The sequence below is a fragment of the Acinetobacter sp. P8-3-8 genome (genome assembly GCF_000214135.1).
GTDB lineage: Bacteria > Pseudomonadota > Gammaproteobacteria > Pseudomonadales > Moraxellaceae > Acinetobacter.
The window spans coordinates 22,776-44,455 of the sequence record NZ_AFIE01000029.1 but is presented as its reverse complement, the minus strand read 5'-3'; the positions used below and the strand labels follow the sequence as shown (position 1 = coordinate 44,455).

Below are 21,680 nucleotides of genomic sequence, written 5' to 3'. Positions count from 1 at the left end.
AGTGTTTTTATTGAAATTTTGGATTATAAAAAATCCTTAAAAATCATAGGATAAGGAAAGCCATAAATTACGACCTGAAATGTAAGTTCCAGAAGTACTAGAACCTATCGTCATATAATCATAGTAAGAGGCTGGATTACCATTTGCATCTATATAAGTGCCATTATCTGTAAAATCTTTATCCAGTAAATTGTTTACTGCACCATTAATACGGAGATTGTCATTAATTAAGTAGCTCGCACCTAAGTTAAATAGGTTATAGCCTTTTAATTTGTTTCCTGTTGCTGCATAAATAATGGCAGCATCACCAGCGGTTTGTTCTGTACTATAACGCTTACGCTCAGACTTATATTCATGTTGTAACCAAAGATCAAACTGATCATTGATATGCCATGTTGATGTCATATTGAAAGCATTTTTAGGAACGTTATTCAGATAAGAGCCTTTATTTTCACCTTTGGTAATCTCGGTTTCCATATAGGTATAAGCAGCTTTAATATCCCATTCTGGAATGATGTTGTATTTTAAACTGAGTTCAACACCTTTTGTTTCAGCTTCATCCGCATTGATACTTTGAGAAAATGTATCTTGAGTAATATGAGATCCATAACTTACGCAGTTTGGTCGATTCGGATTGGTTGTTGAAGAACAATTGTATAAATCAGGACCATCAGTGATCAAATTATCAATTTTTGTGAAAAATGCAGTTGTTGTAAGATCCAAATTACCATTATTAAAATTAAAGCCAAGCTCGTAATTTAATGATTCTTCAGGCTTTAGATTTGGAGAACCAACTAAAAAGTTTGTACCTTGACCACTCACACCAATAATACCGTCATGTAGTGCTTTTGCAGAAGGGGCTTTATATCCAGTACTCACACCACCTTTGAATGTGAATGCATCTGTCGCATTCCAAACCAAATAACCTCGTGGGCTAAATTGTCCACCAAAGCCTGAATGATCTTCATAACGACCACCGACTGTTAAGTGTAATGCATCATTTAGGCTCCATTCATCTTCTGCATAAAATGAGAATGAGTCTTTCTTAAATTTTGCTCCAGCGCCAGCCACATCATCTGCTATTTCAGCTTTTTTATATTCTCCTCCAACGGTCACTTTATGATTCTGAATCGGTAAAATGACATGTGAGTCTGCAACAAGGTCTGTATTTTCTAAAGTACGGTCTTGTCCTGCGTAAGCATTATTTGGAAATGTATTTCTAGGAATGGTTCGACCTAAAGTTTCAGTTTTTGTTTGGCTAACATAAGATTTCCAAGTACCAAAACTGTAATCACCGTCATGACCAATAGAATATTGTTCACGATTAAATTCTAATTCATCTTTATAACCGTTTGCTCGCGTAGGTGTGTCTTGAGTCCCTAAGCGATTATCATCGTTACTGTATGTTTGGCTAGAATGAAACCCATCGACCCAAAGCGCATTTTTATCATCCATTTTTAAATGTAACTTACCACCTACATCATAAATATCTGCTTCACTTGGGCGAGGATCACGACCTGAAGTTCCAGGGATACGTGCAGATTCTTGACGATCTAAATAACTACCACGTAGCTGTAATCCCAAACGGTCATTTATCAATGGTCCATTCAATACAAAGCTGGTTTTCCATGAGTCTGCTTCGTCTTTATCTTCCATAATGTTACCACCAACAGTAACATTTCCATTCCATTGATCAGATATTTTCTTGGTTATGATGTTAATGACACCTCCCATAGCCTCAGAGCCATAACGAGTTGCCATTGGCCCACGAATAACTTCAATCCGTTCAATGGAGGCTAAAGGTGGAAGAAATCCATTTGATGATTCACCAAAACCATTTGGTGTTACATCTGACGAAGTGGATTGGCGGCGACCATCAATAAGAATGAGGCTATATTCATTGCCTAAACCACGCATTTTGATGTTTAAACCTGAGGTTTTACCCACACCATCACGAATATCAATACCAGGAACATCAACCAATAAGTCTGAAATACTGGTTGCATTCTTTTTTCTTATATCTTCTTGCGTAATGACGCTAATCGATGCAGGCGCATTTTTAATATCTTGTTCAAACCCCGCAGCTGAAACCACAATTGTTGAAAGTTGATGTGTTGAGGAGGAATCTTCAGTTTGCGTATTTGCAAATGCTGAACTTGCGGTTATTCCGATAATAGCGAGACTTAATGGGCGGAGGTTGAACTTACTCATAAATAGAATTCCAAACTGGACGAGATAAATATATGAAAATTAATAAAATATTAAAAAGAGGTTTAATGATAATGATAAAGTTTATCATTTGCAATAAATTTCATACAAAAGTTGAGCATTTACTCAAAAAATAAAAAAAACGAAATAATCTAATAAAACAGGATAAAAACTTATAGTTTCGTCATCCTGTTTTGTATATCCTTTAATGTTGTCATATAATGTGGCACTTTTTTAAAAACTGTAATTATTAAATTCTATCGAGGAAGCCATGCAAGTAACTTCTGAAGCGGTTTCGGGCGTTGCCCGTCGTTTAAATGTATCTGTACCGACGAGCCGTATTAACGAGCAGTTTGAAGCTCGCTTGAAACGCACTGCTAAAACTGTGAAGATTAACGGCTTCCGTCAAGGTAAAGTGCCTGTAAATGTTGTACGTCGTGAATACGGCGCTGGTATTTACCAAGAAGTTGTTAACGACATTATTCGTGACACAGTATTCGAAGCAATCCAACAAGAAAAAATCAATGCTGTTGGTATGCCAAATATCGATAAAGTTGAAAACAAAGATGACGCTTTAGTTTATCAAGCAACTGTTGAAGTTTATCCAGAAGTTGACGTTAAATTTGACGGTCTTGAGATTTCACGTAAAACATCTGAAGTAACAGACAAAGATGTTGACGCAATGCTTGAAAATCTTCAAAAGCAACGTGCTGAATGGACTGAAACTAAAGGCATGGCGAAAAAAGACATGCAAGTTACTTTCGATTTTGAAGGTACTGTAGATGGTGAGAAGTTTGAAGGCGGTGCTGCTGAAGACTTTAAACTTGTTCTAGGTTCTGGTCGTATGATTCCTGGCTTCGAAGACGGTATCGTTGGTATGAAGAAAGGCGAAGAGAAAGTAATCGATGTTACTTTCCCTGAAGACTATCAAGCTGAAAACCTTGCTGGTAAAGCTGCTCAATTCAAAATCAATGTAAAACTTGTTGAAAAGCAAAAGCTTCCTGAAATTGATGCTGAATTCTTAAAAATCTTTGGTGTTACTGAAGAAGAAGGCGTTGAAAAATTAAAAGCTGACGTTCGCAAAAACATGGAACGTGAAGTGAAAAATGGTCTTCGTAACCAAGTAAAAGGTGCAGCTTTTGATGCACTTGTTGCTGCTAACGAAGTTGAAGTTCCTGAGTCTATGTTGGCTCAAGAAATTGACCGTCAACGTCAACAAATGATTCAACAATTCACTCAACAGTTTGGTGCTCAAGGTGCAAAAGCATTTGACAGCAGCATGCTTCCAGATGAATTGTTCAAAGAACAAGCTGAAAAAGCAGTTAAACTTGGCGTATTAGTCAGCAAAGTATTGGCTGATGCTAAACTTGAAGTAGATGCGGCTCGTGTAGATGCTTATATCGAAGATATGGCTTCTTCTTATGAAGATCCTACAGAAGTAATCGAATACTTCAAAACTGATAAACAACAACGCGCTCAAATTGAAGGCGTTGTGTTAGAAGATCAAGTTGTAGATCATCTTCTTGCTGCTGCTAAAGTAACTGACGAAGTTGTAAGTTACCAAGACTTATTGAAAGAACAACAAGCTCGTCAACAAGGCTAAGTTCTTCAGTCTAAAAAGGGCGCTTCGGCGCCTTTTTTTTATGCGATTTGATAGAGGCTTGTTAGATTCATTCACAATACTGATGCAAAAAATATCGGATATTTGGTTGGGAATATTTTGCATTTTCAGTCATTATCCCTCATATTGTGACTATGAGTGCAGTAACAAAAATTCAGGAATAAATAACATATGTATGTTCCATCAATTGAAAACGCTTTAGTACCAATGGTCGTAGAACAATCTTCTCGTGGTGAGCGTTCTTTCGATATTTTTTCACGTCTTTTACGTGAGCGTGTGATTTTTTTAACAGGCGAAGTTGAAGACAACATGGCGAACTTAATTGTTGCGCAAATGTTGTTCTTGGAAGCAGAAAATCCGGACAAAGATATTCATTTATATATCAACTCACCGGGTGGTTCTGTGACTGCTGGTATGGCAATTTACGATACCATGCAATTTATTAAACCTGATGTTGTGACTTATTGCATGGGGCAAGCAGCATCAATGGGCGCATTTTTATTAAATGCGGGTGCAAAAGGCAAGCGTTATTGCTTGGAAAATGCACGTGTGATGATTCACCAACCATTAGGTGGTTTCCGTGGACAAGCATCTGATATTGAAATTCATGCACGTGAAATTCTGTTCATTAAAGAGCGATTAAATCGTTTGATGGCAGAACACAGTGGTCAAGATTATGAAAGAGTTGCGAAAGATACAGATCGTGATAATTTCATGACTGCTGAGCAAGCGAAAGAATATGGTTTAGTGGATCAGGTATTAAGTAAACGCCCTCAAAACTAAACTTTAAAGACAAGATTTAAGAATTTGGAGTGAAAATGTCCGATCTTCCTCAAGGACAAAAGCATTGTTCATTTTGCGGTAAAACGCAGTCTGAAGTCGGTAAACTGATTGCAGGCGAGGACGCATACATTTGTAATGAATGTGTGGATGTATGCTTAGACTTAGTCCAAACCAGCCAGCAAGTGGAAACAGGTGATTGGGCGACGCGTCCATTACCAAAACCACATGAAATTCGTGCGGCATTGGACCAGTATGTGATTGGTCAAGATACAGCAAAGAAAACCCTTTCTGTTGCAGTATATAACCATTACAAACGTCTAAAAGTAAGCCAAACAGGTCATAAGCCTGCTGACGCTGTGGAAATTGCGAAAAGTAATATTTTGCTGATTGGACCTACCGGTTCAGGTAAAACTTTACTTGCACAGACACTTGCTCGTTTGCTAGATGTTCCATTTGCGATGGCAGATGCGACAACATTGACCGAAGCAGGTTATGTCGGTGAAGATGTTGAAAACATTATTCAAAAGCTACTGCAAAAAGCGGATTATGATGTAGAGAAAGCTCAGAAGGGCATTATCTACATTGATGAAATTGATAAGATTACCCGTAAATCTGAAAATCCATCGATTACCCGTGATGTGTCTGGTGAAGGTGTACAGCAAGCATTGTTAAAAATGATTGAAGGCACAGTTGCATCTATTCCGCCTCAAGGTGGTCGTAAGCATCCACAGCAAGAATTTATTCAAGTGGATACTGCAAATATCTTGTTTATTTGTGGTGGTGCATTCTCTGGACTTGAAAAAGTTGTACAACAACGTCAAGAAAAGGGTGGTATTGGTTTCACCGCTGATGTGAAAAATAAAGATGATAGTAAAAAATTATCTGAATTATTCCGTCAAGTTGAAGCTGCAGATTTAGTGCGTTTTGGATTAATTCCAGAATTCATTGGTCGTTTACCTGTGATTGCAACGCTTGAAGAGCTGGATGAAGAAGCGTTGATGCAGATTTTGACTGAACCTAAAAATGCATTAACACGTCAGTATCAATATCTCTTTGAGATGGAAAATGTTGACCTCATTTTTGAAGACTCGGCATTACGTGCTGTGGCGAAGAAAGCACTTGATCGTAATACAGGTGCGCGTGGTTTGCGTTCTATCCTTGAAAATGTATTGCTTGAAACGATGTATGACTTACCAAGTCGTCAAGATGTAGGTACAGTAATCATCAATGAAGCTGTGATCAATGATAAAGCTGAACCTGTTTATCAAGCAGGTCGTCAGCCAAAGCAAGAACAAGTCGATGTTGAAAAAGTGGATTTAAAGGTACTTGATTCAAAATCTGCTTAATTCAGTGGATTTTGTTTGAATAACCGATGCACTTCATCCGAAACGTGTAATTAGCTTGACTATTTACACGTTTTTTATTTTTAAATGGTCATTGAAATGTTAAGCTCAATGACGAGAATAGTGTTTATTAAAAACGAAAAATAAAAAATACGCGGTGAGGGATAATCATGCGTTACGTTGGTTTAGTCGTTCTGGTCAGTTGTGGTCTAGCAGCTTGTCAAAGTCATCAATCCGTTGAACAACAGTCGGCAAAAGTTGTTTCAACTTTAGATCCTATTGATTTCAAAAAAGAAGATTCGTTGGTTCATGAGAAGCTTGATCAATATAAGATCGCTTCATTTTCTGCTGGTTCGTGGATGAAACAAAAACCAGGGCAATATTTTAAACTGGTTAAGCCTCAAAATCCTCAAGCAGCGGTGGTTTATTTCTATCGTCCAGATAGTCGATGGAATAGACAAGAAATCATTCCAACCAGCTTCTTTTTAAATGGGGAGCATATCCCTAGCCTAATCAGCAATCATTATTACTGGGTTGAATTAGCCGAAGGTGATTATAAGCTAAGTTTAAGCCGTCCTTTAGGGGTTTTGCATTTTCAAAAACCAAAAGTTGCCTATTTTTCTGTAGAAGCAGGTGGGCAATACTTCGTGAAATATGAGGAAGAAAAATTTCGTGGAGGACCGAATGGTGAAGCAGGCTTACTACGTGTTGGACCTCTCATGCAAATGCCTACACGACAAGCTTTGAAAGAAATTGCGATGACTCAGTTGAAATCTCCAGGATTAAACTTTGTTGGAGAAGTCGCAGCGGATGGTCGTGTGATCAAACCTAAAGAAGAAATTAAAGGTGAAGATTATAAAGTCAGTGATGATGTACATTTGACTCGACCATTTAAGATTTGGAATCCAATGACTTGGTAATAATGAACTTTATATTATTGATTTATGAGTCAAAAAGATGATCCTAGGATCATCTTTTCATTAGGCTACGCAGTTTTATTTACTTCGTTTATCGTTTTGTTTTCTATCTTAACGTCAGTTCGGGATAGAGTTTGATGTAAGTTATTGAAAAGATAGATCAGGCACAGCGGAGTCCCACCGTTTAAAGTCAGATGTAGGGATTAACCCACTTCGTCTTGCACTTCGCTTGAAATATATTTCAATCTTGTTCAGGTTCGACCTGAGAGGTACTACCTCGTAAGCCTTTCGGGATGAGTGGCACTGCCACGTAAGGGCCAAACCATTTGTCAGTCGCCAACTCGACAGATACTATCAAGTACCTAATATATTGCAAAAACAGTATATTACAGATGTGGCCCGGCCTCGAACAATGCGACTGACATTTCCGCGTATCATATAGCTGGGAACATATCTTATCCCGAACTCAGGTTATCTTAAATTTTCTCAGGTCTCAATTGGCCTTCTTTTTTAACTCATTTAACTGTTTTGCAATGTCTTCAAAATCTTGCTGTGAAGTTTGCATGACTGAGCTTAATTGGTCATTCATAATTTTCATGGTTTCTTGAGCCACCAATGGTGTTTTTTGTAAGATCGATTGACCCACCGAGCTTGAATAAAAATCTATCTGTGCTTTAACTTCTTCGGCACTAAATACATCACCATAAATTTTTGAATAAACAGGTTTTAATTTATCCCACGCTAACATTTTCTGACTTTGTGTATAGAGCTTATCTGCCAATTGATTTGCGATGACTTGTTCTTGCGGGCTTAAATTTTCATGCTTTACAACGCTTTGTACGATTACATAAGCTTGCTGATCTAACTGTGGACGAAGCTGTTTAAGCGTGTCTTGCATCAGTTGATTTAAATTCATCACACTAATCAATTTATCGACATCTTGTGCTGTCGCTGGAGCTGCAAAACTTAAATTTGCTGAACAACAAATAAGACCACAGATGAGATATTTGATGGCTTTCATATTTTTTCCTTTATACCTATTACATTTAGAATTGAATGTATTTATAAATTCAGTCTTCTTGTCCTTGAACCAAAGGCACTAAGATCGCTTCCATTTTTTGTTTAATCAACTTTTGGTTTTCTTCTTTTAACATCTGTTCTTGTGAAAACTTGGTTGTTTCTAACATGATTTCAGACATCAGTAGATTCATTTTTTGATTAATCGATTGTCCTATAGGTGTGCTCAAAAATTCAATATTGGCTTGAACCTCTTCTTCAGTAAAAGTCTTTTTGAATAAGGCTTTAAACATATTAATGAATTGAGGATCTGTGGTAATTTTTTGCTGAACTTCACTGTAGAGTGCACTGATTTGTAATGCTGCATTTTGCTGGTCGATATTTAAAGTTTGTGCGCCAGTGACTTGACGGACTAGGTCTTCTGCTTGTTCATCAAAATAGGGTTGCATATCTCTAGTGCTTTGTCTAAAAATCTCAGAAATATTAGAAAGCTGCATCAGCCGATCTATACTTTTATCTGTAGCTGGGCGAGCAAAGGCGATGGATTGGGTTCCCAAAAATAAACTTGCGAATATAAGCGGTATGATCAGTTGTTTTATTTTCATTATTTAACCCAAATAAAAAAGCACTCTTCATCATAGAGTGCTTTTTTATCAAGATTCAAGTTGAATCTTAAAAGAATGATGGATTAACTCGCAGCAGCATCAACGACTGGGATTTTTCCAATTTTTGCTTGCCAGATTTTTGGTGCAGTTGCATGAATAGAAGTACCATTCACATCGACAGCAACAGAAACAGGCATGTCTTCAACTACAAATTTGTAGATTGCTTCCATTCCTAAATCAGCAAATGCAACAACTTCAGCTTGGCGAACTGCTTTAGAAACTAAGTATGCAGCACCACCAACAGCCATTAAATAAGTCGCTTTGTTGTCTTTGATTGCTTCAATCGCTGTAGGGCCACGATCAGCTTTACCAATCATACCAAACAAGCCAGTTGCTTCTAAAACTTGACGTGTGAATTTGTCCATACGAGTCGCTGTTGTTGGGCCAGCAGGGCCAACTACTTCATCACCCACAGGATCTACAGGGCCAACGTAGTAAATAAATTTACCTTTAAGATCGACTGGAAGCTCTTCGCCATTATCCAACATTTCACACATGCGTTTATGCGCAGCGTCACGACCTGTATAGATTGTACCGTTTAACAACAATGTGTCACCTGGCTGCCAAGAATTCATTTCTTCTTGAGTAATGTTGTCTAGGTCAACACGCTTAGAGCTTGAAGAATCCCAAGTCACTTCAGGATAATCAGAAAGTTTAGGTGCTTGAATATGTGCAACACCAGAACCATCTAATTGGAAATGTGCATGACGCGTTGCAGCACAGTTTGGAATCATACCGACTGGTTTACCCGCAGCATGACAAGGATAATCTTTAATTTTGATATCAAGAACAGTTGTTAAACCACCAAGACCTTGAGCACCGATACCGAGCGCATTTACTTTCTCAAAGATTTCCATACGAAGTTCTTCGATTTTATTTTCAGGCCCACGGCGAAGTAACTCGTCCATGTTGATTTCTTCCATGAGTGATTCTTTTGCAAGCATCATGGCTTTTTCAGCAGTACCACCAATACCGATACCTAACATACCAGGAGGACACCAGCCTGCACCCATTGTCGGAACAGTCTTAAGTACCCAATCCACGATAGAATCAGAAGGGTTTAACATCGCAAGTTTAGATTTATTTTCTGAACCGCCACCTTTGGCAGCAACCGTGATATCTACTTTATTACCCGGTACGAGTTTGTAGTGAATCACAGCAGGGGTGTTGTCTTTGGTATTCTTACGACCAAAAGCAGGATCAGCAAGTACAGATGCACGAAGAACGTTACTATTTTCTAAATAACCTTGACGTACACCTTCATTGATTGCGTCGTCTAAGCTCATGGTTAAATCAAATTTAACATCCAAGCCCACATCAACAAAAACGTTCACGATACCAGTATCTTGACAGATTGGACGATGACCTTCTGCACACATACGTGAGTTAATTAAGATTTGTGCAATCGCATCCTTTGCGGCTTTGTTCTCTTCACGATCATAAGCACGGCTCATCGCTTGGATGAAGTCTTGTGGGTGATAGTAAGAAATGAACTGAAGCGCATCTTTGACCGATGTGATCAAGTCATCTTGCTTGATAATAGTTGTCATATCGAAAATCTCTTGAGCGGGCTGATAGCTAGCGGGCTAAATTATACGTGATAAAGCAAGATTTGTGGGTGTTTTGCTGAGGATTTGGGCTAAAGTTTAATGAATAACACTTATAATTTATGCTCATACTTGGCTGTTATTTCGTGTCATAAACAGCGTATATTTTGAAATAAAGCTGAAATATTTTAATGGTTGGGATAATTTTTATTTTTCAAATTATTGTTATTTATAGCTAAAAATTATTTTTAATAAAATTATTCGAATATGACGGTGTTGTCATAAAGTTGTCATAAAACTTTCACATAATGGCATCAACAAAATAGAGTGATGAAATATGACAATGTTAAGCGTTCTGATGGTTGTAGCTTTTAGTATGTTTATTGCAGCAACTTGGATTTATGGTCAGAAAGAAGATCAAGCCTAACGCTTTATCTTCTTTTTTTATGTCTAAATTTTAAAAATAATTCCTTCATTTATTGTTAAAATTTCTATCCTCATTCGAATAAAAAATTCAATTCATTGTCCAAATAAAACATGACAGATCAATCTCATCTTGCTGAAAATATTATTCAAATTTATAAAAAACATGGTCGTGCATGGACTGAATTACGTGGTGATTTTTTGTATGAACAAGCGTGGTTAGATCGCTTTCTTTCGATCATTCCAAAGCATTCAAAGATTCTCGATCTCGGCTGTGGTTCAGGTGTGCCCATTGCTCGGTATTTGATTGAAAATAGTTGTTCTATCGTCGGCGTTGATGCTTCTGACACAATGTTAGAAATGGCAAAGCAGAATTTTCCTGAGCAGACTTGGATTCAGGCTGATATGCGAGATATTGAATTAGATCTCAAATTAAATCAAAAATTAGATCAAAAATTTCAAGCAATTTTAGCGTGGGATAGCTTTTTTCATCTCACTCAAGAAGACCAACGGAAAATGTTTGAACAATTCTCTAAGTTTGCCGAACACGGTACAGCATTGATGTTTACCAGTGGCCCTGCAAACGGTGAAGCCGTTGGCGATCTATTTGGAGATGCTTTGTATCATGCCAGTTTGTCAGCAGAAGAGTATCGTGAATTATTGAATCAATATGGTTTTGAAGTAGTGAAAATGATTGCAGAAGATGTTGAATGCGCAGGGCATACGGTGTAGTTGGTGAGAAAAAAATTAAGCTTAGGTTGAAACTGGCATATATAATAATGGCTAATTGTTAGCTTAGATTTTAGCTAATACAATTTAGAGAAGTCTAGATACAATATGACAAGCAAAAGAAAAATTTTCTGAATGCTGTAGTTTGCATGATTGTCATTCTGGAATGATTTTTGAACTCAAAATGTAAGCAGGCCCTATGATATTTGTTGTATCATTTGTACCTCATAGTTTTACAAATTTTAATAAAATTTAAAGTCAGAACTTATATAGCGATAAATATGTTTAATTCACCACTATATGTCGTAAAGCTTGGAGGTAGCATAACTACCATCAAAAATGGAAATTACGAACTAAATTATGAAAATCTAAAAAATATTGCGGAGACCATATCAAAATCAAAATTATTGAGTAACTCAAAAATAATTCTTGTTTTTGGCGGTGGCTCTTTTGGTAATGTGGCACCAATAGAATATAATATTTTATCTAAGAGCAATAAAGATAACCATTTGGTTAATATATCTAAAATGACGACTGTAATGTTTTCAATGCTTACAGATATTGCAAATGTTTTTATTGAATATGGTCTTCCAGTCTACCCTTTTCAGTGTTCAGCAATTGTTAGACAAAAGATAAACTTGAAATACGAAATAAATATTGAATCTATATTACTAGCTTTAAAACAGAACTATATACCGATAATTTCAGGAGATTTAGTTTTTAACAGAGAAAATAATTTTACTATTTTTTCAAGTGACAACATTCCTTTTTTAATATCTGAAGTTTTTCCTGTTAAGCATGTTTTATACTATACGGATGTAGATGGCTTGTATTCCAATTTAATTGATAAAAAGATTATTCCATTAATTAAATTAGGGGATTTTAAAGCGATTAAAAAGTTAGCTGGTCCCTCATTAAATCAAGATGTTACTGGTGGTATGGCTCATAAAATAATACAAATCGAGAATCTATTAAAAAATAACGTAACCAGTGAAATACTTTCTTTTAAAAATTTTAGATTAATTGATCATTCCCTAAATAAAGAGATTCATTTCGGTACACGCTTTGAGGTAAATTGAAATAATTACAAAGTTCATTCTGTAAAACGTTAAATAGCATCATTACTCGAAAGAAAAATCGAATTTACACAACATCTTCATTCAATACAATCTGTTCATTTTTATCAAAAGCTTTGGGGTAAAAGCGAGAATAAGCTCCATGAATTTCATCTTCAGGTAAAGCCAACACTTGTCGAAGATTTGAACTAAAAAATGATAAGACGGAAGCAGATACAATGATCAAGCTCAGGACAATCATTGTGGTATATAGTCCTAAATAGCTCATAAAAATACCTGCAACTACAACGCCAAGTGGACTGGCAATACCTGTACCAAAAGTTGCTGAGGCACTGATTCTATTTAGAAAATGATTTGGAGAAGCAGCGCTACGCATAAAACTAGTATTGGTCACAGCAACCATTAAGCCACAGCCAGCTAGACCCATTCCAAAACATAAGAGTAGAAAATAAGCTAGATGAAAAATGCTTAACACTTGGCACATCAATGCGGTTATGAAAATACCCAAACCTAAAGCCAAATATCCAGAATAAGTGGTGGTTGCACGACCAAAATGAGCATTTGCCATTGCGCCAATCTTTGTTGCACCGATAAACATACCGATAGCAAAAAAAGTGTCTGCGATACCAAATAGCCAAGGACTTTTGCTGTAATTTTGATAAAAGAATGCAGGTAGAATGACGCCTAAAAATGGATAAAGCCCTAAATTCATGAAAAAAGTAATTTTAATTAAACTGATTTCGGGTGGTAGTCGTAAAATTGCAGAAAAACCACTGTACCATTTGGGGCGTTTAGGTGCATGTTCGAAGTCTTGAGGGAGGTTTGTCGGCTTAATAAATGCTAAAAGTACAATTGAAACAATAATTAACCCAACACCTAGCCAAAGGGTATTTTGTGCACTGATGATTGAAATCAATCCAGTCCCAATAATAGGCGAACAAAATGTGACTATAGTGATGGCTGCTGAGCGCCATTGAATTGCTTTAGAAAGCAATGCTTTAGTCACTTGAAAAGGAATAATACTATTTTGTAATGGTTCACGAATTCCTACCGCTAAACCAGCGATCACTTGGCATAAAATCAGCAATCCTGACCAATACAAATCCGATGTAGCGAGTAGAGCAATGACCACTGATGAAATTAAGCTCATCAAATAGCAAATTGAAATCAGTTTTTGTTTATCGTAAGTATCACCAAGTGAGCCAAATAATCCACGTGCTAAGATATCAGCCGCAGAACCTACAGCAACAAAAACTGCAAAAGCAGTTGCATCATGGGTGATAGAAAGTACCCACCAAGCAAGTGCAAGATATGTACATCGAGAAGCAATACTGTTAAAAATTGCAGAGAACTGAATGAAATAAAAATTTCGTCCAAATGGAAATTTGCTTGTACTCGTTTCATTCATTGATGTAGCTACCAGTTTTTATTTTCTGTTCAAATTATGTTTTATCTTTTCCCTTTAAAGATATTGAAATAGAACGTTTTTATCAACGTTAAATTAACCATAAATCGATTTTATTTTTGAAATTTTCTGGATAAAAGTCATGAAAAATTGAAAATCTGTAAGCAACTTCATTATAACGGTGATGATTTATTTTTATTCTTTCATGGCGGAAAATTTTAATTTTAGGAACTTAACTTAGATTCACATTGTGAGAAATTGAACAGGATTTATCAACTTTTTTAAATAATTTTGAGCTTATATGGTGCAAAAGTTGTTTATTCTGTAGTTGAATTAATATGTTTTGTAAAGTTTTATAAAAGAAGTTATTATAATGATAATTGTTATCATTATATTTTCGGTGTTCTTGTGCCTTTCGTGAAAAATCCTTTATCCCTGATGATGCTATCGACAGGGTTTCTTTTTGTTTCCTCGACAAGTTTTGCAAATTCAGAAATAAATGAAGCGCAACAAACCAGTTCAGCAACACTTCCAACCATTGTTATTGAAGCGATGGAAGAAGGGGATCCAATAAAGACTTATGTTGATTATAAACAGGCAAATGTCACTCGAAATGGTTTGGATAAGAAAGATATTCCACAAACGATTGATACCATTGATGTTTCAAAGTACAAGCTTTATGGCGCAAATGATTTAAGCGTGATGTTACAAGGTACACCTGGTGTTTCGACCAGCTATGATGCACGAAATGATGGTATTTCCATTCGTGGATTTAATGCAGATACCAATGATATTTACCGTGATGGTGTCCGTGAAAGTGGACAGTATCGCCGTAGTACCGCAAATATTGAACGTATCGAGATTTTAAAAGGCCCTGCATCGGTACTTTATGGTCGTAGTGCAGGTGGTGGTGTCATCAATATGGTGACCAAAGTTGCTAACTTTGATTCTAAAAGTTCTGTTGGCGCCTATGTGGGTTCTTATGAGAATGTCGGCGGAACCATTGACCTGAATAAAATTTTAAATGATAACTGGGCAGTACGTTTAGTCGGTGAAAAGTCAGACAGTAATAGCTTTCGCTCAGGTATTGGCTTTAATCAAGAAATGCTTTCTCCAAGTGTGACTTATCGTAGTGATGATGAAAAGCTCCTGTGGACGACAGAATATACTTATGACAGTCTAAACAGAACGCCTGATCGTGGGCCAGAGTATGCAAATCTACCTGCAGGTGTTTCGATTAAAACAGGCTTTGCTGGTGAAAATGATCATATTGTTGATGAAACCAAATCATTTAGAACAGATTTAAAATATGAATTTGCCCCTGATTGGAAATTTCATTGGGCACTCAGTCATCGTGAATCATTCCAAGATTTTGATAATTTCTTTGCTGGAACGTGGTGTTCAGCGTCGGGTCTACAAAATGACGGCAAGCCATGTGATTGGCAAGGTAAAATCCGTCAAAATTATGCTTGGCAACAAACAACAAATAAAACTTTAGTCAATACTTTTGATATTACGGGACAATTTAAAACAGGTCTTTTAGATCATAAAGTCATGTTTGGCAGTGATTGGTCGAATGAAAAACGAGAACCGATCCTTGGAAACTATTCAAGTGGAGAAAAGGCGGGAATTTATTATCGCTATGTTGATCCATTTAATACGGCAGACAACTTCTTATCACCAAGTTGGGCATTGTTGAATGGCTCACGACCTGATGAAACATCACATAGTCAAACCGATGCCAATGCACTGAGTTTCTTCCTGCAAGATTTAATATCATTCAATGAAAAATACAAAATGATGTTAGGTTTACGATATGACAGTTATGATTTTAAAACCCATGATGTCCGTAAAAACAGTACTCGATCTTATAGTGATGATAGTGTAAGTCCAAATATTGGTTTTGTTTGGCAGCCTGTTGAAAGCCAAAGTTTTTATGCATCTTATAGTAAAAGCTTTTCACCTTATGGCGGGCGAGGATTGTTGGGCGTAAGTGCTTCGATCGAACCGAACTTATATGATGCTGAACCACAATATAACGAGCAGTATGAAATTGGTGTAAAAAGTGATTGGTTAGATGGCAATTTGAATACACAACTTTCAATCTACGATATTACCAAAAACAATATCCGCTATCAGCCTGATGCCATCTATAAACCAAATGAATGGGAAGTGGGGCAGAAACAACAATCAAAAGGTGTAGAATTTAGTTTTATCGGTAAAGTGCTTGAAAATCTCTACGTTCGTGGTGGTTATGGCTTTATTGATGCAAAATGGAAAGATGATAGTCGTAATGTGAAGGAAGCTGACAACTTAAAAGGCAATCGACTTGGCGGTATTTCTGAAAATACAGGGAACTTATTTGTCCGTTATTTACCGACTCAAAATTGGTACGGTGAAATGGGTGCAACCTATGTGGGTTCTTATTATACGACAGATAAAAATACTGCAAAAATGCCAGACTTTACTCGTGTAGATGCAGCGATTGGTTATAAAGATGACAAATGGGGCGCAACTTTAGCCGTGAATAATTTAACGGATAAAGAATACTGGCGTTCAAGTTCTATGCCAGGAACACCACGCAATTATTTATTCAGAGTGAATTATTTCTTCTAAGTCGTCGCTTTAATTAACGAGTATTTTGAATTTACAGTGAGTGTTCTTATTTAGAATGAACATTCACTCAATTTCTGAAAAAATATTTGATTACAAACAAAAAACCATCCAATTGTTTGATTGGATGGTTTTTTTGATTTAGAAGATTTTTTCTCGACGAGAATGTCTTAAATTAAACTTCTTGTTGCGCTGACTGAATTGCAGTCAAAGCAATGGTAAAGACAATATCATCAACCAAAGCACCGCGTGATAGGTCATTCACAGGCTTATTTAAACCTTGCAACATTGGCCCTACACTCACCACATTGGCAGAACGTTGAACGGCTTTATAGGTGGTATTTCCTGTATTTAAATCTGGGAAGATAAAGACATTGGCACGACCTGCAACCTGAGAATCAGGCGCTTTAGAACGACCTACGCTTTCCACCGATGCCGCATCATATTGTAATGGCCCGTCAATGAGTAAATCAGGGCGACGTTGTTTGGCAATTTCAGTCGCCTTAGCAACTTTCTCAACTTCTGCACCTGTACCTGACGTTCCTGTAGAGTAAGAAATCATGGCAATACGTGGGTCAATACCAAACGCTTTTGCTGAATCAGCGGATTGGATAGCAATCTCCGCCAATTGTTCAGCATCAGGATCAGGATTAATCGCACAGTCACCATAGACATAAACTTCATCTGGTAACAGCATGAAAAATATTGAAGAAACCAATGAGTATTCAGGAGCGGTTTTAATCAATTGGAAAGCAGGGCGAACGGTATTGGCTGTGGTATGGATCGCACCAGAAACCAAACCATCTACTTGATCAAGCGCTAACATCATCGTACCTAAAACCACAGTATCTTGAAGTTGTTCACGTGCTTGGAGTTCGTTGAGTTTGCCTTTACGCAGTTCAACCATTTTCGCAACGTAATTCTCACGGATGAGATCAGGATCAATGATTTCTAAATCAAAAGGCAATTCAATATTACGTGCTTTAGCAACTTCAAGAACGGCTTCAGGTTTTGCTAATAATACACATTGAGCAATACCACGTGACTGACAGATTGCCGCCGCTTGCACTGTACGTGGTTCATCACCTTCAGGCAGCACAATACGCTTTTTCGCAGCAATGGATTTCTGTACCAATTCATGACGGAATGCAGAAGGGGATAAACGGGGTTTGTAATCACCATTGAGCATTTGAGCCAACCAAGCTGGATCAATATGACTAGATACAAAACGTGTCACTTGATCAGCACGCTGAGTATCATCAATCGGGATTTCATTGCTTAAATTTGAAAGCCTTTGTGCTGTTTCAAAAGTGCTGAGAGGCGTATGCAAAATTGGTAAACCATTCTTAATCGCAGATTGGCAGAATTCAAGTACTAAAGCATTCGGCTCATAATGTTCTGTTAAAACCAAACCTGCTAAAGGAATACCATTACTGGTGGCTAAGCTACTCGCCAATAGCACATCAATACGGTCGGAAGCACTGATGATCAGTTCACCTGCAATGAATTTATCCAATTCATGTTCAATGTTAGAAGCGATTAAACTGCTGTGTAATACACGACGTGTTGACGCTTTACCCTCATTGATCCATGTGGCTTGGATTTGCTTTGCAAGATCTGAAACACGTGGCACACTTAAAATATCACTGAAGGGCACCATACCAATGATTGGTAATTTCGCCGAACCAATATACGGATGACTTTTCTGAATTTCAGCGCTGAATTTTCCGATATCACGGACTAAACGAAGATCAGTATCAATCGTGACAGGAATCTGCGCTGAATCGGCAGGAAGTCCACGAGTACGCATCAGCAAAACACCAGCATTACGTGATGATGATGCGCCACCAAAATTACGTAATTGGGTTTCGATTTTTTCAGCAGTTTGTTCAGGTTTGTGAATATCTGCATTGCTTACAAAAATGACTTTGGCATCTAAAGCTTGTGCCAAAGAAGCATTCAAGTCACTTGCAAACGAATCACGTGTCGTTGGAACTAAACCTTCAACAATAATAATGTCATGTAACTTTGCAACTTGACGGTGCAGACTGACTGCTTCTTCTAAAAGTTCATCTGTTTCATTGGCATTTAAGAGATGCGTAATTTTCGCAAAAGAAATCGGTTCAACGGTTTCTGAATTAGAAATATGGCGATACAGCGCAGTAGTGCGATCAGGTTCAGTGCTAAGTTCTTGCGAAAAAGGTTTTAAAAAACCAGATTTTACACCTTGGCATTCCAAGGCATAAACAAGACCTAAACAAGCAGAGGTTAAACCAACGCCTTCCCCAGTGGGAACCAATAAAATTGTTTTCATAAACTATTCTTAAAAAATAAAGATATTTTAATAGAAAGAGTGAGGACAGCTTATGCTGTCACCACATCTGATTCAGACTTTTTTGCGGTCTGTTGTACCTCGTGTTCTACAACAAACTCAGTTTCTTTGGCAATACGTCCTTCTTCATCTGTTGGAATCACCCAGATTTGAGGACCATGACCTGCATCGATACGACCTTCTGTACCACGTTTGAGATTATTATTTTTTTCTTTACTGAGGTCAAAACCAAAATGAGGTAGGTAAGCAACTGTTTTCTCACGAATATAAGCTGAGTTTTCACCAATACCGCCAGTAAAGAACAAACCATCAATACGAGGCAAGCCACAACTTAAAGCGGCTAAAGATTTTGCTAAACGATAACAGAATACTTCAATCGCGAGTGTTGCATCTTCATTGCCTTGTTCAGAAGCTTCGATTAACGTACGCATATCATTTGAAAGGTCAGATAGACCTAATAAACCTGATTGACTATTCAACATTCTGTCAATTTTGTAGATATCCCAACCTAGATTCGATGCAAGGAAACTGTGAATACTTGGATCTACATCACCACTACGTGTTCCCATGACCACACCTTCAAGTGGTGTTAAACCCATAGACGTATCAACACTTTGTCCATTCCAAATGGCACAAGTTGAGCTACCATTCCCCAAGTGCGCAGTTAACCAACCGCCTTGTTTGAAACTACCAGCCAGCTCAGAACCACGTTCCGAAACATAAGCATGACTTGTACCGTGGAAACCATAACGACGTACATTGTGGTCAGTATATAAGAATTTAGGTATTGCATAACGATACGCATGCGGTGGCATCGTTTGATGGAATGCGGTATCAAATACAGCGACTTGTGGTAATTCTGGAAATAAACGCATTGTTGCATTGATTCCGACCAAATGTGCTGGGTTATGTAATGGTGCAAGCGGTGTTGCTTCACGAATTTTTTCGATAATTTCAGGTGTTAATAATTCAGCTTTGGTCAACGTTCCACCATGCACAACACGATGTCCAATCGCTTTCGGTTTGTATTGAGATAAACGACCTAAAATGGTTTCTAAAGCTTTTTCATGGTCAGCATATGGAATCGCTATTTCAAGAGGTTGATTACCCGCAGTGATTCCTTTAATACGTGCATCAGCAGAACCTAAGTTTTCTGCTAAACCATAGATTCGATCTGCATGACCTTCAGAAACCAGTGCATATTTGATTGAAGAAGAACCACAGTTAATTACTAATACTGATGTAGACACGTTTTAATACCTGAAATTGTAATTTGAAAAGTCATCCTGATTGATCTGATTACGCTTTTTTTATAGCAGGGGAATAAGATCAGTGCGTATGTTTTACCATGTGTAGATTTTTTGTCCTAGCTAGACTTTAGGTGATTAGACTTTAGAACTATCGACCTAAAAATGATTAATATCTAATATTTATCAGTTGATTATTCATTTAATAAGTGAAAATTAGCATTCATTGTCCATTTTATCTATCTGTTCTATACAGTTTCTTGTAAATGTTGATTTCAGAATTGTTAATTTACATACGTAATAAGACATAGCAAGAAAAAACTCAGTACTTAAGAGAATAAATACTGAGTTCAAATGGTGTTTTTTAGATTGAATTATTGGCGAATTTGGCCATCACCTAATACGATCCATTTTTGAGAAGTTAAACCTTCTAAGCCTACTGGACCACGTGCATGAATTTTGTCGGTAGAGATACCAATTTCAGCACCTAGACCGTATTCAAAACCATCTGCAAAACGAGTTGATGCATTGACCATCACTGAGCTTGAATCTACACGGGTTAAGAATTGACGTGCCAAACTAAAGTTTTCAGTAATAATCGCATCTGTATGATGTGAACCATATTTGTTGATGTGCTGAATAGCTTCTTCAATACCAGAAACAATTTTCACAGCTAAAATTGGCCCTAAATATTCTTCATACCAATCTTCTTCACTTGCAGGTTTAACTGTAGCACCCAAGATTTTTTGAACTTTTAAGCAACCACGAAGCTCAACTTGTTTTTCAGCATACAATTCTGCAATACGAGGTAAAAACTCTTCCGCAATTTGTTCATCGACCAGCAGCGTTTCCATGGCATTACATACGCCATAACGATGTGTTTTTGCATTTAATGCAATTGGAAGTGCTTTGTGTAAATCAGCTTGTGCCTCAACAAAAACATGGCAATTACCATCTAAATGCTTAATCACTGGAATCGTTGCTTCATTGGTAATACGTTCAATCAAGCCTTTGCCACCACGTGGCACGATGACATCTACATATTCAGACATGGTGATTAATTGACCCACAGCAGCACGGTCAGTGGTGTTAATCACTTGCACACATGTCTCTGGTAAACCAACTGTTTTTAAACCATGTTGAATGGCTTTAGCAAGAGCTTGGTTGGAGTTTAATGCTTCAGAACCACCACGCAAAATAATGGCATTGGCAGATTTTAATGCCAAAGATGCAGCTTCAAGTGTGACGTTTGGGCGTGATTCATAAATCATACCAACCACACCTAAAGGCACACGCATTTTACCAATTTGGATACCTGTTGGACGGTAAGCTAAATCTGTGATTTCACCAATAGGGTCAACCAAACCAATCACATCTTTTAAGCCTTGTAACATTCCGTTAAAGCGTGTGGGTGTGAGTTCAAGACGATCAAGTAAAGCACTATCCAAGTTATTTTCACGACCTTGGGTCATGTCAATTTGATTGGCAGCTAAAATTTCGGGTTCACTATTTTTTAAAGCAGTATAAATAGCAGATAAGGCATTATTTTTTACAAGTGTAGTTGATGCAGCCAAAACACCAGCAGCTTGGCGAGCTTGTTTTCCTACAGTTTGCATATACTGTTCAATTGAATCTTGCATAGCGGTTTATTTGATCACTAAAAATATCTCTTTGATAGTAACAGTCTATGCACGGGCAAGGAAGTATTGCGTTGAAATAAAGCTGCTTAAAAATAGAGGATGTAAATATTTTGC

General features: G+C 37.3%; 15 protein-coding genes. 7 read left to right on the top strand and 8 right to left on the bottom strand.

Features of this window, described 5'->3' with window-relative positions; translation table 11 throughout:
* Positions 1–36 precede the first annotated feature (36 nt).
* Positions 37–2,211 (bottom strand): TonB-dependent receptor, encoded by a 2,175-nt coding sequence (locus GGG_RS0112320; protein ID WP_010115290.1) that lies wholly within the window; start codon positions 2,209–2,211, stop codon positions 37–39.
* A gap of 268 nt (positions 2,212–2,479) precedes the next feature.
* Here GGG_RS0112320 and tig point away from each other — a divergent pair, with 268 nt between their 5' ends.
* The 4 genes from tig (at position 2,480) to GGG_RS0112300 (ending at position 6,875) form a co-directional block, all read left to right on the top strand.
* Positions 2,480–3,811, top strand: coding sequence for a trigger factor (gene tig, locus GGG_RS0112315; RefSeq protein ID WP_010115289.1), 1,332 nt, complete (start codon positions 2,480–2,482; stop codon positions 3,809–3,811).
* 189 nt (positions 3,812–4,000) lie between these two features.
* Positions 4,001–4,612 (top strand): ATP-dependent Clp endopeptidase proteolytic subunit ClpP, encoded by a 612-nt coding sequence (gene clpP, locus GGG_RS0112310; RefSeq protein ID WP_010115288.1) that lies wholly within the window; start codon positions 4,001–4,003, stop codon positions 4,610–4,612.
* A 35-nt stretch (positions 4,613–4,647) separates the two neighbouring features.
* The gene (gene clpX / locus GGG_RS0112305) at positions 4,648–5,958 is read left to right on the top strand and encodes an ATP-dependent Clp protease ATP-binding subunit ClpX (RefSeq protein WP_010115287.1); all 1,311 of its coding nucleotides are present in this window, start codon (positions 4,648–4,650) and stop codon (positions 5,956–5,958) included.
* 167 nt (positions 5,959–6,125) lie between these two features.
* Entirely contained in the window at positions 6,126–6,875 is a 750-nt protein-coding gene (locus GGG_RS0112300) for a DUF2846 domain-containing protein (protein ID WP_010115286.1), read from the top strand.
* Between the two features lie 490 nt (positions 6,876–7,365).
* Here GGG_RS0112300 and GGG_RS0112295 read toward each other — a convergent pair whose 3' ends face one another.
* The 3 genes from GGG_RS0112295 to GGG_RS0112285 form a co-directional block, all read right to left on the bottom strand.
* Positions 7,366–7,893, bottom strand: coding sequence for a DUF2059 domain-containing protein (locus GGG_RS0112295; RefSeq protein ID WP_010115284.1), 528 nt, complete (start codon positions 7,891–7,893; stop codon positions 7,366–7,368).
* A gap of 49 nt (positions 7,894–7,942) precedes the next feature.
* Positions 7,943–8,494 (bottom strand): DUF2059 domain-containing protein, encoded by a 552-nt coding sequence (locus GGG_RS0112290; protein WP_029574570.1) that lies wholly within the window; start codon positions 8,492–8,494, stop codon positions 7,943–7,945.
* An 83-nt stretch (positions 8,495–8,577) separates the two neighbouring features.
* Positions 8,578–10,104 (bottom strand): fumarate hydratase, encoded by a 1,527-nt coding sequence (locus tag GGG_RS0112285; RefSeq protein WP_010115282.1) that lies wholly within the window; start codon positions 10,102–10,104, stop codon positions 8,578–8,580.
* 534 nt (positions 10,105–10,638) lie between these two features.
* On the opposite strand from GGG_RS0112285, the gene GGG_RS0112275 reads away from it, so the two are divergent.
* Together GGG_RS0112275 and GGG_RS0112270 are read left to right on the top strand one after the other, a co-directional pair.
* Positions 10,639–11,256 carry a trans-aconitate 2-methyltransferase gene (locus GGG_RS0112275; RefSeq protein WP_010115281.1) on the top strand — a complete coding sequence of 206 codons (618 nt, stop codon included), beginning with the start codon at positions 10,639–10,641 and terminating at the stop codon, positions 11,254–11,256.
* Positions 11,257–11,534: 278 nt separating this feature from the next.
* Complete coding sequence (locus tag GGG_RS0112270; protein ID WP_010115280.1) at positions 11,535–12,332, top strand: isopentenyl phosphate kinase; 798 nt, start codon at positions 11,535–11,537, stop codon at positions 12,330–12,332.
* Between the two features lie 64 nt (positions 12,333–12,396).
* Here the strand turns inward: GGG_RS0112270 and GGG_RS0112265 are convergent, their stop codons facing one another.
* On the bottom strand, positions 12,397–13,737 hold the full coding sequence (locus GGG_RS0112265) for an MFS transporter (protein WP_010115279.1): 1,341 nt from the start codon (positions 13,735–13,737) through the stop codon (positions 12,397–12,399).
* Between the two features lie 405 nt (positions 13,738–14,142).
* Here GGG_RS0112265 and GGG_RS0112260 point away from each other — a divergent pair, with 405 nt between their 5' ends.
* Entirely contained in the window at positions 14,143–16,350 is a 2,208-nt protein-coding gene (locus tag GGG_RS0112260) for a TonB-dependent siderophore receptor (protein WP_029574569.1), read from the top strand.
* Positions 16,351–16,522: 172 nt separating this feature from the next.
* Here the strand turns inward: GGG_RS0112260 and pta are convergent, their stop codons facing one another.
* The 3 genes from pta to GGG_RS0112245 form a co-directional block, all read right to left on the bottom strand.
* Complete coding sequence (gene pta, locus GGG_RS0112255) at positions 16,523–18,661, bottom strand: phosphate acetyltransferase (protein ID WP_010115276.1); 2,139 nt, start codon at positions 18,659–18,661, stop codon at positions 16,523–16,525.
* Between the two features lie 50 nt (positions 18,662–18,711).
* Positions 18,712–19,929 carry an acetate/propionate family kinase gene (locus tag GGG_RS0112250; RefSeq protein WP_010115275.1) on the bottom strand — a complete coding sequence of 406 codons (1,218 nt, stop codon included), beginning with the start codon at positions 19,927–19,929 and terminating at the stop codon, positions 18,712–18,714.
* A 371-nt stretch (positions 19,930–20,300) separates the two neighbouring features.
* Positions 20,301–21,566 (bottom strand): glutamate-5-semialdehyde dehydrogenase, encoded by a 1,266-nt coding sequence (locus GGG_RS0112245; RefSeq protein ID WP_010115274.1) that lies wholly within the window; start codon positions 21,564–21,566, stop codon positions 20,301–20,303.
* Positions 21,567–21,680 lie beyond the last annotated feature (114 nt).

Coding starts and splice junctions, on each gene's coding strand:
- GGG_RS0112320 (WP_010115290.1), bottom strand. CDS start 2,211: ATGAGTAAGTTCAACCTCCGCCCATTAAGTCTCGCTATTATCGGAATA.
- tig (WP_010115289.1), top strand. CDS start 2,480: ATGCAAGTAACTTCTGAAGCGGTTTCGGGCGTTGCCCGTCGTTTAAAT.
- clpP (WP_010115288.1), top strand. CDS start 4,001: ATGTATGTTCCATCAATTGAAAACGCTTTAGTACCAATGGTCGTAGAA.
- clpX (WP_010115287.1), top strand. CDS start 4,648: ATGTCCGATCTTCCTCAAGGACAAAAGCATTGTTCATTTTGCGGTAAA.
- GGG_RS0112300 (WP_010115286.1), top strand. CDS start 6,126: ATGCGTTACGTTGGTTTAGTCGTTCTGGTCAGTTGTGGTCTAGCAGCT.
- GGG_RS0112295 (WP_010115284.1), bottom strand. CDS start 7,893: ATGAAAGCCATCAAATATCTCATCTGTGGTCTTATTTGTTGTTCAGCA.
- GGG_RS0112290 (WP_029574570.1), bottom strand. CDS start 8,494: ATGAAAATAAAACAACTGATCATACCGCTTATATTCGCAAGTTTATTT.
- GGG_RS0112285 (WP_010115282.1), bottom strand. CDS start 10,104: ATGACAACTATTATCAAGCAAGATGACTTGATCACATCGGTCAAAGAT.
- GGG_RS0112275 (WP_010115281.1), top strand. CDS start 10,639: ATGACAGATCAATCTCATCTTGCTGAAAATATTATTCAAATTTATAAA.
- GGG_RS0112270 (WP_010115280.1), top strand. CDS start 11,535: ATGTTTAATTCACCACTATATGTCGTAAAGCTTGGAGGTAGCATAACT.
- GGG_RS0112265 (WP_010115279.1), bottom strand. CDS start 13,737: ATGAATGAAACGAGTACAAGCAAATTTCCATTTGGACGAAATTTTTAT.
- pta (WP_010115276.1), bottom strand. CDS start 18,661: ATGAAAACAATTTTATTGGTTCCCACTGGGGAAGGCGTTGGTTTAACC.
- GGG_RS0112245 (WP_010115274.1), bottom strand. CDS start 21,566: ATGCAAGATTCAATTGAACAGTATATGCAAACTGTAGGAAAACAAGCT.